Here is a 14,485-nt window from a genome sequence, read left to right on the forward strand (position 1 = left end):
TTGAATGAAAGACCGGACTACTTTTGACAGAATGTTTAATGAATGGTATGCACAATTCGTGTATTTTGCATACTATTTTATAAGCGATGTTGAAGTATGCAAAGATATTGTAAGTGATGCTTTTGAATATTTGTGGCGTAATTATGATAAAATAGAAGAAGCTACGGCAAAAACTTATCTTTATACAATTATCCGCACGCGTTGTATCGACTATCTCCGTAAACAAAATATTCATGAAGAATATGTGGAATTTGCTTCACGATTAACCAATAAAATCATAGAGTCTGGTTCGCAGCAGACAGATACACGTATTTCTCAGATACGCAAGGCGATGGAAAAGTTGACTCCTTACAACTGCCATATTCTGGAAGCTTGTTATATTCATAATAAAAAGTACAAGGAGGTAGCTGAAGAATTAAATGTGAGTGTTGCGGCTATCCATAAGAATATAGTGAAGGCTTTGCGTATTCTTCGTGAAGAATTAGGCCGGAAAGGTAACCGGGATGGACTTTAAAACGTAAATATTATATATTGAATGAATTATTTATGGATGAGAAGAATATAAATATAAATAAGTCGGAAGAAGAAGCTTTGAAAATTATGGAGAATGTTTCCCATATAACTTCTGACCAATTACATGGCTTGGAGAAAGATGAAGAATGTTTCCAGGCATGTGTTGATATTGCAGAGGTTGTGATGGAGATGCGGCAAAAGCAAAATACACTGGCAATTAATGTTCAGAAAGAATTGGTAGACTTTCATAATAAACGTTTGAATAATAACAAAAAGAAGAATACGCGTATTCTGTGGACTGCTATTGCAGGAGTAGCGGCAACTGTCATTGTAATCCTGATTTTACGTACAATGATGATTTCACCGGAACCAAAACTGGAAAGTATTAAAATTTTTGAAGCAAACCATGCCATCGCACAAGCTACTTTGCAAATTGATGACGAAAAGGAAATAAGACCTTTGAAAGATCAAAAAATAGACTATCATCGTACTATTCAGACAGAAAATAAAGAGGTCGGAAAACAGAAAGTACAAATACATAGATTAAGTATTCCCAGGGGAGAAACATTCAAAGTTGTTTTATCCGAAGGAACTGAAGTCTTTTTGAATTCGGACAGCCGGTTGGTTTATCCTACCGTTTTTAAGGGAAAAGAGAGGATCGTTTCGTTGGAAGGGGAAGCTTATTTTAAAGTAAGTAAAGATGTCGAACATCCTTTTATTGTAAAAACCGGAAATGTGCAGGTTCGTGTCTTAGGAACGGAGTTTAATGTACGTGGATACTCTCCTGCCGATGTCCGTATCACATTAATTACAGGAAAAGTAGCTGTCAGCGATACCTGCGGAACTCATAACGTTGAAATGGAGCCGGGACAAAGTGCACAACTTTCTACTGACGGAACATTTGCTGTGAGTGAAGTTAATATAGAATCATTTTTGTATTGGAAGGAAGGATTTTTCTATTTTGATGATATCCCTCTGGCTGACATGATGAAAGAGATAGGGCGTTGGTACAATATAGATATAGAATTCCGCAACAGTAAAATTATGGATCTCCGTATGCATTTTTTTGCAAATCGTCATCAAGACATTTTTAATTTGATTGAATTATTGAATCGAATGGAGAGAGTTCATGCCTATTTTGAAACAGGAAAACTTATTATTGAATAAAAAACGAGCAAAACGTCATAAATCTGAATAGGAATACATATTTCTGAAAATAAATTCTTTTAAGGGTAACCATTCTTTTTTAAACTTCGTATACAATTAAAAGAATGAAATACTATTTAACTATTCAGGCTTATGAAAAAAAATCAGGCACAAAAGTTCATTGTTTTGTTCTTGCTTTTCCTTTTGCGTATTCGTGGCGCATTGAAGCACAAACAGGTAAAGAAAAGCAAATAACGATGGAGTTTAAAAATGAAGGATTACCTTCTATTTTTAAACATTTGGAGAAAGTATCGGGATATAAAGTTCTTTTTATCTACGATGAGATTAGTTCTTATACTTCTACCGGGAAAGTTGAGAAAGCTACTATTGGTGAAGCTTTAAAGGTGATTATCGGGAAAAATCCATTGAAATATCACATTGACGGACAATTTATCAATATCACTAAAAAGAATCCTAAAAAGAATATTTCACAAGTAAAAGGAAAAGTGCTTTCCGAAGAAGACGGGTTTCCGGTTATCGGTGCCACTATTATAGTGGAAGATGCCAATATCCGTACCATCACAGATAATAATGGTAATTTCCAGCTTTCTGATGTTCCGGAAGATAGTCAGGTGAGGATTTCTTATGTAGGTTTGGAAACTCAGTTGTTGAATCCTTCAACATTTATGTCAGTAGTGATGAAGTCTGATACAAAAGCACTGGATGAAGTGGTGGTAACAGGTATGTTTAATAGGAAAAAAGAAGGATTTACCGGCTCTGCTGTTACTATAAAGGGCGAAGATCTGAAAAAATATAGTACGAATAATGTAGCTAAAGCAATTGCGGCTGTTGCTCCCGGGCTTCGTATCGTAGATAATATTAATATGGGGTCAAATCCGAATAATCTACCTGATATGCGTATGCGTGGTAGTGCAAATATGGATTTGAATGCACAAGCTACGGTAGACTTTAATTCAGCCAGTAATGACGTATTGGCGGTCCAAGGGGAATATGAGACTTATGCCAATCAACCATTGCTTATCATGGACGGATTTGAAATCAGTATACAGGCGCTTGCCGATATGGACCCCGACCGGGTTTCTTCCATCGTTTTGCTAAAAGATGCGGCGGCTACAGCTATTTATGGATCGCGTGCGGCAAATGGGGTAATTGTCATCGAAAGTAAGACGCCTAAACCGGGGCGTATCTGGGTAACTTATGGCGGTGAACTTCGTATTGAAGCTCCGGATATGACTGGATATAACCTGATGAATTCAAGAGAAAAGATAGATGCGGAATTACAGAGCGGGCTTTATACATACGGTGGTGAAACAGTTGAAAAATGGAGACTTTATCAATCAAAGTTGCGTGAAGTTTTGGCGGGAGTAAATACCTACTGGTTGGATAAACCTTTGCAGACTTCTTTTCAGCAACGTCATACAGTTACACTGGAAGGAGGTGACGAAGCTTTGCGTTATCGTATGTATGTCGGATATAACAGTTCTCCGGGTGTGATGAAGGGCAGTAATCGTGATGTATTGACTGGTTCGCTTGATTTTCAGTATCGTCTGAAAAAAGTATTGTTAAAGAATAGCATTACATTGGATAATTCAGTGGCTGATGAATCTCCATGGGGAAGTTTTAGCGAATACACCCGCTTGAATCCTTATTTGCGTCCTTATGGAGAAAATGGAGAGATACAGAAACGTCTTGATAATTTTGAAGGACTAGGTGGTGAATCGAGTTATTTGAACCCCATGTATAATACAACGTTCAACAGTAAAGACCAGAGTAAGAATTTTACAGTGCGCGAACTTTTCAAGTTAGAATATAATCCTACTGAAGAATTGCGGTTTGAAGGTGCATTCTCTTTGTCCAAAAGTGTGGGACATCGCGATATGTTCCGTCCTGCGCAACATACTTTTTTTGATAATGTGACTGATCCTACGTTAAGAGGTGATTATCGCAAAAGCCAGAGTGAATCTGTCAAGTGGGGAATAGATTTGACAGGAAGCTGGAACAAACAGTTGAAAGATCATTATCTGACCGCTAATGCCCGTATGAGTGTATTGGAAAATAATTCGGAGACGTATGGAAACTATGTGACGGGTTTTCCGAATGATAATATGGACAACTTGTTATTTGGTAAGAAGTACAATGAGAAAGTAGATGGGTTGGAAAGTACAACACGTTCCATTGGTTGGGTTGTTGCCGGAGGTTATTCTTATAAATATAAGTATTCATTTGATTTTAATGTGCGTCTGGACGGTTCCTCCCAGTTTGGAAAAGACAATCGGTGGGCACCTTTCTGGTCGACGGGATTACGTTGGGATTTGAAAAAGAGAATTTCCTGAAAGATGTTTCTTTCATCTCTGACTTGATTTTAAGAGGCACGTATGGTACGACCGGTTCACAAGGTTTCAACCCTTATCAGGCACATGGCTATTACACCTATTCCAATTTATTGCTTCCTTATTATTCATCCGATGCGACAGGATCGGAAATTTTGGCCATGCACAATGAAGGCTTAAAGTGGCAGACTACAAAAAGCACGAATCTTGCATTGGAATTAGGACTTTTTGATCAGCGTTTTACCGCACGTGTGGAATACTACCGGAAAGTGACAGACAATATGATTACAGATATAAGTCTTGCTCCTTCTCTTGGTTTTAGCAGTTATCCGGAAAATCTGGGAAAGATTGAAAATAAGGGTTGGGAACTTTCTTTTTCTGCTATTCCTTATAAGAACGTTGCTAAACAGGCTTATTGGACAATTATGGTAAACGGTTCTCATAATACAGACAAATTACTCAAAATATCGGAAGCGATGAAATATGTGAACGATCAGAATGCATTAAAACTAAAGGATACACCACTGCCACGCTACGAAGAAGGTGAATCTCTTTCTCGCATTTGGGTAGTGCGTTCATTGGGTATTGACCCGGCTTCAGGAGATGAAATATTACTGAAAAGTAATGGAGAAATGACAAATGCCACTAACTGGAATGCCAATGATGTAGTACCTGTTGGAAATACAGAACCTAAATGGCAGGGATATATTAATTCTTCTTTTACGTACAGAGGATGGGGAGCAGATGTCAGTTTCAGGTATCAATTTGGTGGTCAGGTATACAATCAGACACTGCTTGACAAAGTGGAAAATGCCAATTTGAAATACAATGTAGACCGGCGGGTGACCCAACTGCGTTGGATGAAGCCGGGTGACAAGGCACAATTCCGTGGGCTTAACCCTGGTGGATGGGAGACGAAAGCTACTTCACGGTTCATTATGGATGAAAATATATTTCAGGGAAGTTCATTGTCTGTTTATTATCGTATGGACCGTACTAATACGAAGTTTATCACTCATTGGGGATTGAGTTCTGCTAAGGTAACGTTTAATATGGAGGACTTTTTTCTATTGGTCTACAGTGAAACGCGAAAGAGGTTTATACTATCCGTATTCCCGTCAGTTTACATTTGCTTTGAATGTTGCTTTCTAATTAAAAACATATTTGTATGAAACAGATAATATATATACTATTGACAACAACAATGCTGGGGCTTACGTCTTGCAGCGACTGGTTGGATGTATCTCCGAAGACTTCTATCCCTACCGAGAAACAATTTGAATCGGAATCAGGATTCAAGGATGCTCTTACAGGTATTTATTTGAAGCTGGGAACTACTACCTTATACGCCGGAGATTTGACTTATGCTTACTTGGATGAATTGGCCGGATTATACTCCGATTATCCCGGATATAATACCAATGCTGTTTTTGAACAGAGTATCGTATTCGATTATGAAAATATGTTCTTGAGTAAGAAAAATGCAATTTACTCGACTATGTATAATATCATTGCTAACATTAATAATTTTCTGGAGTACGTAGACAGGAATAAAGATGTTCTAGTTACCGAACGGTATTACGGAACAATGAAAGGAGAAGCACTGGGGCTTCGTGCTTTTCTTCATTTTGATTTGTTGCGCATGTTCGGTCCTGTTTATAAGGAACACCCTGCATCAAAGGCTATCCCCTATCGAACTGCTTTTAATAAAGATGCCACCCCTGTTTTATCAGCCGGCGAAGTGGTTATCGCTATTCTTAAAGATTTGAATGAGGCTGAAGAATTGCTGAAGGAAAGTGATCCGCTTGATTTCTTCACAAACCAAACGGATGAGGAATATGGAGAGAAAAACCATTTCCTTGTTAATCGTGAGTTTCGTATGAATCTGTATGCAGTAAAAGCGATGCTAGCTCGTGTATATTGTTATAAAGGTGATGTTGAAAGCCGTGGATTGGCTACAGAATATGCAAAACAAGTGATTGCTGCTTCTAAGTATTTTACGTTGTACAAATCACAAACTGCTTCTAATTATAATTCCATACGTTACGCAGAGCAGATATTCGGAATCACTGTAAATGAATTTTCTAATCTGCTTATTGAAAACTATATGGATATGGAAAATACGAATACTCAGCAACATTTTTATTTGGATGGAGATAAATTCAGTCTCTTCTATGAAACAGCTGATGTAGGGAATACTGACTGGAGAAAAAATACGGAAATGTTTCAGGTCATTAATGGGGCAAGCAGCACAAACGTTTTCTGCAGAAAATATAATCAAAAAAACCTCAATGCCGGATATACCTATTCCGGTGCTGATGCTGTTCCTTTGATCCGTTTGCCCGAAATGTATTACATTGTAGCAGAATGTGCATCTTCTGCATCGGAAAGTGCCGACGCATTAAATACTGTGCGTTTTGCACGTGGTATCTCTTACAGTGATGAGATTCTGACTACCGGATATGATGATCTTGATATTATTTCGGAAGAAAATAAAGACCAGACTAAGCGTATCAATGAAATCATGAAAGAATATAGAAAAGAATATTTTGCGGAAGGCCAGCTTTTTTATTTTTTGAAAGCACATAATTATAGCACTTATTATGGTTGTGGGCTGGAAGCAATGACTGAAGCTCATTATCAGATGACATTACCGGATGATGAGTATATTTTTGGTAACAACTCTAAATGATGAAGTCTTATGAAACGTATTATATACTTTGTTTTAGCTATTCTTGTTTGCGGCATCTATGCAGGATGCAGTGAGAGTGAGATAGACTTATATAGCCAGACATCCCGTATTAATTTTTATGGAAGTACATATATTCGTACTTTGGTTGATACAGATTATGTGAAGACAGAACCTTATGCTATAGATAGTTTTACGGTAAGTATACAAGGAGACCTTTTAAAAGAAAATCGCGATTTCTGTGTGAAAGTAACTCCAAATAGTGATTATCGAAATCCGGTGGATGTAATATTGGAAGATAAGTATACATACACCAAACTGGACACTGTTTATCAGGTATTTTATTATAAGATCAATCGTCCGAAAGTAGAGTCAGGTAGAAACGTATATGGTTGTTATCTGGAATTTGATCTGGATAATCCTCTTCATCAGTTTGATAAAGGACTGGTGGAGAAGAATCAGGTGGTGCTGAATGTCAGATGGGAACTTAAACCGGCCGAATGGAGTGATTATGTAGGATTCGGCAGTTATAGTGATAATAAATATATGTTTATTATGGATGTGTGCCAGCGTGTGTGGGATGATTTGGAAGATGATGACGTGGTAAAAATCCAGCAGGCTTATAAAGAGTATATAGAGGCTGGAAATCCTCCCATTTTGGGTGACGATGGTGATGAAATTGAATATGAATAAGATTAAAGGAAACGTTATGAGAAAATATATCATCTGTATAGTAAGTTTTATTGGAGCAGCTTTGTTACAGACAAGCTGTTATGATGATAAGGGAGATTACGATTATCATGATGTGAATACAATGGACATCGTAATACCTGAAACAAAAGTGCGTATGCCAAAGGAGGAAGCGGTGGAAATTTCAATTATACCCGAGATTTCTCAAACTTTGGAGCAAAATGAGGAGAATCTAGTGTTTCAATGGAAGAAAACGATAAAAGGGAAGAAAGCAGGTTCGGACAGACTTAGTGATTATAAAGATTATTCCATAGGTAAAGAGTGTAAAGTAACAATCGAGGCTTATGAGTCGGAAAATATAGGTTTGATGTTGGTCATTACGGATAAAATAAACGGAACAACTTGGTATCAGACAGGTGAGGTTGTAATTATCCGTCCTTTGAATCCTTGCTGGTTTGTATTGCAGGAAAAAGAAGGAAAAGGTGTATTAGGAGCAATAGAAGGTACTCCGGAAGGATATTATGTTTATCCGGATGTATTTAAGTCAGAATCGAATCAATCTTTTCCGTTAGATGGGAAACCTTTGGCGGTAAGTGCAAGAAAAGAGTATGGGAATTCGCTTTTAAGTGGTATGCTGTCTTTTATGGGTTTTAAAGTAAGTCCAGCGTTAATGTTAGTGACGGATCAGGATTTGGCATTGTTGACTCCAAGTACACTAATGACGAAATATCCTTCAAATAAAATACTTTTTGAACCGGTGGAAAAAGGTGAACCGTTGAATATCGAATATTATAAGATGACTGCTTATGGTGAGTTGTTTGTAAATAGCGAAAGGGCATATTGTGCTCCTATGGATGGATTTTGCGTACCATTCTCTGTGAAAAAGGGGAGCGACTTTCCTGCTATTTCCGCTTATGGTTCGTATAGTGGTGGTATGCTATTTTTTGATCCTGAAAATCATTGCTTTCTTAGATCATTTATTCCAGGTGTCAGTGATTATATAATGAATTCAGCCACTCAAAATATACGTAATTATGGAACTAAATGGAGTGACCAGAAACCTGTCTCCACATATTCAATGTCAGATGAGGCTAATGTGTTTGATCCGGATGTGATTGATCCGTCTTTAGAAGTACGTGATATTGTTACAGGGGGAAACTGGGGAAATTTCGCTTATGCAGTTGCCGCTCCACGAAACGGGAAAGAATTGACTGTATTTAAATTCAGTGCGCAGGATGAAGATCCTGTTTGTGCTGCCCGATATATAATTTCTCTGCCGTCTGAAGTAGATGTAGAAACAGCAAAATTCGCCGCTTCTTATGCTTATACGGCAAATCTTATATTTATGACGTCAGGTAATAGATTGTACCGTATTGACCTTGATCGTGGAAGGGTGGTTGAACTTTATGCTTACGGGGCAGATCCGTCAGCACAGATAGCCAGTTTGAAATTTAAGGATCCTGAAAGTGTGAGAGCGGAAGATGATGATGAGGAGACAGGCAAATATAAGGAGAAAATAGGTATGTCTATCGGACTAGGTATTAATACTGCTGGTAAAGGTGTAGTTGTAGAGTTGCAACTGACGGTGGCGGGTGATGTTTCGCGTGAAGAGAATAGTATTTGTATGTACGAAGACACCGATCATCCCATTGGCAAGATTGTAGATATTTCCTATAATTATGAATAGTATAAATCGTTTTTTATGTTGAAAGGAATTATCGGTGCAATATTTCTGGCTGTTGTCTGTACTTGTCTGTACGGTCAGCAGCCGGACATTGCTGCTTTTTTTAAAGAAGAGGCATCTGTAGAAGTGATTCCCGGTATGTTTACCACTTATCGCAGTAACGGTCGTATCTATTGGGAAGTTCCGGATTCATTGATTGGACGCGAGTTTGTCGTTACGACTACTATTCTGGCTGCTCCTGCCCGTCCGGATCGGGATATGGAAAAGAAATTCGGATATTCGGGTGATATGATCGGTCCGGTATTCTTCAGTTTCCGGAAACACGGGAACGAATTGTGGATGCTGGATCCACAACATGAAAGGGTGATAGAAGATCCCGAAGGAGTGTATGCAAAGATCGCCGCCCGACGTGGAAATGAAAGGCTTTATAAAATATTGCCGGTCAAAGCAAAGAATCCGGAAAGTAACCTGGTAGAGATTGGTGAAGTATTAAAAGATTTTCCTTTGTTTACTCTTGATATTGTGTCTTTTGATTTGTTGATAGGTACACGTTTAAGGGAAAAAGACTGTATCAAGGAAATCAAAGGATTTGATAACCGTCTGTTGATACATGCGACACGAACTTATCAAAGTTCATCAATGGGAATGCGCGGTAAGCCTGTTGCCCCTCCTTATATAGGAGACTGGGATACAGGTATCTGCATAAAATTATTATCAAAAGAACCGCTGGATCCCGTTTTTGCTAATACCGAAGCGTATTTTGTAATCGACAAAAATTACTTTCAAGGCGATCAGCCTGCCGACCGGAAGGCTGTTATCAAACGATGGAGGCTGGAGATAAGGCCGGAAGATGAAGAAAAATACATGAAGGGAGAATTGGTGGAACCCATACAACCTATTATCTTTTATATAGATCGTAATACACCGGAAAAGTACATCGGCTGTATCATTGAAGCAGTGCGCGACTGGCGTCCGGCCTTTGAGAAAGCCGGTTTTAAGAACGCCATTGATGCGCGACTGGTTCCTACCGTTGAAGAAGATTCTGATTTTAGTATTTATGATAGCAGTTATCCGTTTATTTCATGGAAAATATCAGGGCAAAATAACGCCTATGGGCCAACGCCTTGCGAACCTCGGTCCGGTGAAATTATTGCGTGTCATATCGGAATTTTCAGCAGTGTCTTGAATCTGGAGCAGAAATGGTATTTTGCTCAATGTGGAGCGAATGATCCGCAGGCATGGAATATAGAGTTGCCGGACTCTTTGCAATACGAACAGATAAAAAAAGTGCTGACGCATGAAGTCGGCCACACATTGGGGTTGAAACATAATTTTCTGGGTAGTTCCCATTATTCCATAGACCAGTTACGTGATAATGATTTTTTGAGCCGGTATAGCATAGGAAGTTCCATTATGGACTATGTGCGGTGTAATTACGCTTTGCGTCCTCAAGATAAGGTTGATTTGACAAACAGGTGGGTACGTGTCGGTGAATATGACAAATGGGCCATTGAATGGGGATACCGCATATTCCCGGGTAAGAATGTTGCCGAAAGAGAGAAGAACAGGGATTTGTGGAATCAGGAAAAGCAGAAAGATTCTTCATTACATTTCTCGGGTGGAGTGGATGTACGGGCGCAGGCGGAAGATTTAGGTAATGACCATGTTGTGGTTAATGCACAGGGGATAGAGAATCTGAAATATTTGTGTGAACATCCTGATGCCTGGAAGGTGACGGATAAAACGTCTTTGCGCGTATTGCAGGGACGTTATGAAGCGGTATTAAATCATTATAAACAGTGGGTGCGGCATGTTTTGTCTCATTTGGGTGGGAAACGTCTTGCTGAAACGGAGGATGAGAATATTTATATACCAGAAAAAGCCGCTTACAATCAAAAGGTTATGAACTTTATACAGACTTATGTATTACAGCCTCCTGTGTGGATGTTTGATAAAACATTGACCACCAATCTGGAAATAGATGGTAGTCGTGAGTTCGACCGCTTTTATGAAGAGCTTATGTCAGAAATAATCCGCTCTCTTCAGAAAGTGGGGGAGACGGAGAATGCCTGCGAGGATATGTTGTCTGTAGATGATTTTCTGGAAAGCATACATAACGGATTATTTACCGAATGGGATGATAACGTTTTTGTAAGTGATGCCCGATATAAAGTGCAGCTACTTTATGTGAATAAACTTTCTAAATTATTGGATAGATCAGAAAAGGTAACTTCGTCGAGGTTATTGGTTTCCATTATGCAGACTTTGAATAGAATGAAGGAAGAAGGTCTTGATTATAGTCATAGAATTACGGATCCGGTTGCTAAAAAACGGGCAATGTTTCTCGTAGATAGTATTTAATTTTAATGATGAAAAGCAAATAAAGAAACTCATGAAGGAGAGAAAATATGTAATTTTTATATTGTTGTGTGTTGCAGCTTTGCTTCAGGCGCAGAATTCCGTCAAGCCATTCGATGAGTTTTGGGTTACCGGGATGAATAAGTTTGACGGTGTATTTCCGGTATATGTGGCGGAGAAAGAAGTCTATCTGGAAATACCGGAAAAATATATCGGTCGGGAAATCGAAGTGAATGGTCAGATAGATAGAGGGTTTGATTTACTGAATCGTCCGGTCGACGGACTGGGAGTAGTGCGTATTGTATCCCCTGATAAGGCTACAATCTGTTTTCAGAAACCTTTTTATGCAGAACGTATTCTGGATGAAACGAGCGCATATCAGTCATCTTTCTCTTTGTCAAACGTGCAACCTGCCGGTAAAAGTTATCCGGTGGTAACCTATTCAAAAGAGCGGGGAGCTGTTATCCGGATAACAGAGCACCTGATGGACGGTGATGATTGGTTCAGTTATAATAATTATGGTTTTATCCGTTCTCTGGTTCCGGAATTGTCGGAAGTAACGAAAATACATCCCTTCGAAGAAGGCGTATCGTTGACAATCAGGCGCTATCACGGAGCTGAATCGGAAAGATATATGTTTTCCAGTTCTACTGTCATATTGCCTGACGGCAGTATGCCTTTGGAGGTTACCTGTGTAATACGCTTACTTCCCCGGAAAAGGGATCGAATTCGTCTGGCAGATTACAGGATACCTTATCAAACATTACGTTTTAAAGATTATTCCCAAGATCCTTACTGTATGGCAGAAGATTCGTTGATTCTTCGTTGGGATACGTCAAAGACACTCACTTTCTATGTAGATACTCTTTTTCCGAAGGAATATTTTCAGGCGGTGAAAGAAGGGGTGTCGGCATGGAATACCGCATTCCGCAAGGCAGGCATCCATGATGCCTTGCAAGTGAAGTATGCAAACAAGAAGATCATTCCGGCGGAACAACGTGCTTTTATATCTTATGACTTGAAAATGCCGGGGATAAAAAGTGACCTTACACATCATCCTCGTACGGGAGAGATACTTTCATGTCGTCTGAATATCGGACATGGATTTCTGAAAGGGCGATTAGATGATTATCTGCTAAGTTGCGGTGCCTCGGATCCGCGTATTCTGGCTGACCGTTATTCTAAAGAAGTGGAAAAAGAGTTACTGCAAAATGAAATAACGGAAGAGATCGGGCATCTTTTGGGTTTGCGCGGAAGTTTGTCGGAAAGTTCATGTGGGACGACTTTAAAAGTTGGGGATGATGATTGTCTGGCCGTTTACTTTGGTTATCATCCTTTCAAAGGATGTGAGAACTGCTATGATGAACGAGAGCAGCTTCGCCAATGGATAGATCATCATTTGCCGGATCGTATTCGTTTGTTCCGATCATCAGAAGAAGAGAAGCTTGATACTGGGTTTTCAAAGGATTATGCAATAAGAATATCGGATTTGCAGACCGTAGTAAGCCGGTTGGATAAGATTGTATATAAAGGAAAAAAAGGAGATAGGGGAAGTTCACTCAATGATATATATAGAAAGGCTATTCGTTTGTATGGAAGTTATCTGGTGGAAATAGCGAAAGCGGTAGGCAGCTCTCAGCCGGCGGAGATACAGCATCAGGCAATGCTTGATCTGGATACATATTTATTTCATCCTGCTAAAAAGATGGAATGTGCTTATGTAAAAGAGAATTTGTTGGAAGTGAGGAACCATATCCTATATCCGGAATTGGTGAAATTGTTTAAGCAATTGTTGAGTGTTAAGACAATTTCGGCTCTTCGATTGCAGGCATTGCGAAGTGACAGGAAAGCCTATGATGATATTGATTTTTTCCAGGATCTTTATGAAGGGTTGTTCAATGGTTTTGATCCGTCGTCTGCCGTTACTTATGAACAGATGGATATGCAGCTGATATGTCTGGAAACATGGCTGGATATGATACAGGAAGACGCTAAACATAATGGTATGGCGAAACGTTTAAAGGATGAATTGTATCATCTGTGTGGTAGGTTGGAGAAGCTTAGTACAACACATCCCCAGGTGGAAGTGCGTGATATGTATATTTTGCTTGTGGAAAGAATGAGCCAATATTTCCATGTGGTTTCTTGAGTATCATTGAATAATGATGATTTATTGGGGATGATGAAAAAATGGTGGTACAGGTAGGATAACCTGTAAGTTTTGGGTTATCTTTGCAAAGATTTATGAAGTAAATGATAAAAAAAGATGACTATTATTTTTCCTTCACCCATCTTCGGTCCTATACATTCCCGCCGTCTGGGTGTTTCTTTGGGAATTAACTTATTACCGGGTGACGGTAAGGTCTGTTCATTCGACTGCATCTACTGTGAATGTGGTTTCAATGCCGATCATCGTGCAAAGAAGCCTCTCCCAACCCGTGAAGAAGTCCGTGCGGCTCTTGAAGAAAAACTGAAAGATATGCAGGCGAACGGTCCTGCCCCTGATGTGCTGACGTTTGCCGGAAACGGTGAACCGACTGCTCATCCCCATTTCCCGGAAATTATAGAAGATACGCTTGCACTTCGCGATCAGTATTTCCCGAAAGCGAAAGTAAGTGTATTGAGTAACTCTACATTTATAGACCGTCCTGCTGTATTCGAAGCACTGAACAAGATAGATAATAATATATTGAAACTGGATACAGTGGATGAAGAATATATTCATTTATTAGATCGTCCTAATGGAAAATATTCCGTTAAGAAGATCATCGGAAAGATGAAAGAGTTCAAAGGAAACTGCATTGTGCAAACGATGTTTCTGAAAGGAGGTTATCAGGGAAAGGACATGGATAATACATCTGATAAATATGTGCTTCCCTGGATAGAAGCAGTGAAGGAAATCGCTCCCCGTCAAGTGATGATTTATACGATTGACCGGGAAACACCCGACCATGACTTACAGAAAGCTACGCATGAAGAATTAGACCGTATTGTAGCTTTACTGGAGAAAGAAGGGATTTCGGCAACAGCTTCTTATTAGTTTTTTCATAAAAT

At 39.2% G+C, this 14,485-nt stretch carries 8 protein-coding genes and 1 pseudogene; all 9 read left to right on the forward strand.

The annotated features are described in order from the left end of the window. Window positions 1-4: 4 nt before the first annotated feature. The 9 genes and pseudogenes from NXX38_RS06780 (at window position 5) to NXX38_RS06820 (ending at window position 14,471) form a co-directional block, all read left to right on the forward strand. Complete coding sequence (locus NXX38_RS06780) at window positions 5-514, forward strand: sigma-70 family RNA polymerase sigma factor (RefSeq protein WP_148367703.1); 510 nt, start codon at window positions 5-7, stop codon at window positions 512-514. Between the two features lie 32 nt (window positions 515-546). Further along, window positions 547-1,680 (forward strand): FecR family protein, encoded by a 1,134-nt coding sequence (locus NXX38_RS06785; RefSeq protein ID WP_234131774.1) that lies wholly within the window; start codon window positions 547-549, stop codon window positions 1,678-1,680. A gap of 132 nt (window positions 1,681-1,812) precedes the next feature. Then, window positions 1,813-5,162 (forward strand): annotated as a pseudogene (locus NXX38_RS06790) (SusC/RagA family TonB-linked outer membrane protein). A gap of 16 nt (window positions 5,163-5,178) precedes the next feature. Next, complete coding sequence (locus tag NXX38_RS06795; RefSeq protein ID WP_148367706.1) at window positions 5,179-6,702, forward strand: RagB/SusD family nutrient uptake outer membrane protein; 1,524 nt, start codon at window positions 5,179-5,181, stop codon at window positions 6,700-6,702. A gap of 9 nt (window positions 6,703-6,711) precedes the next feature. Next, window positions 6,712-7,392 carry a DUF4843 domain-containing protein gene (locus NXX38_RS06800; protein ID WP_148367707.1) on the forward strand — a complete coding sequence of 227 codons (681 nt, stop codon included), beginning with the start codon at window positions 6,712-6,714 and terminating at the stop codon, window positions 7,390-7,392. A 16-nt stretch (window positions 7,393-7,408) separates the two neighbouring features. Then, entirely contained in the window at window positions 7,409-9,076 is a 1,668-nt protein-coding gene (locus NXX38_RS06805) for a PKD-like family lipoprotein (protein WP_258978894.1), read from the forward strand. A gap of 15 nt (window positions 9,077-9,091) precedes the next feature. Continuing rightward, on the forward strand, window positions 9,092-11,434 hold the full coding sequence (locus NXX38_RS06810) for a zinc-dependent metalloprotease (RefSeq protein WP_148367709.1): 2,343 nt from the start codon (window positions 9,092-9,094) through the stop codon (window positions 11,432-11,434). 31 nt (window positions 11,435-11,465) lie between these two features. Beyond that, window positions 11,466-13,580, forward strand: a complete 2,115-nt coding sequence (locus NXX38_RS06815; protein ID WP_258978895.1) for a DUF5117 domain-containing protein — start codon at window positions 11,466-11,468, stop codon at window positions 13,578-13,580. A gap of 117 nt (window positions 13,581-13,697) precedes the next feature. Further along, window positions 13,698-14,471, forward strand: a complete 774-nt coding sequence (locus NXX38_RS06820) for a radical SAM protein (protein WP_148367711.1) — start codon at window positions 13,698-13,700, stop codon at window positions 14,469-14,471. Window positions 14,472-14,485 lie beyond the last annotated feature (14 nt).

It is taken from the genome of Bacteroides sp. BFG-637 (genome assembly GCF_024793605.1).
Lineage (GTDB): Bacteria > Bacteroidota > Bacteroidia > Bacteroidales > Bacteroidaceae > Bacteroides > Bacteroides vicugnae.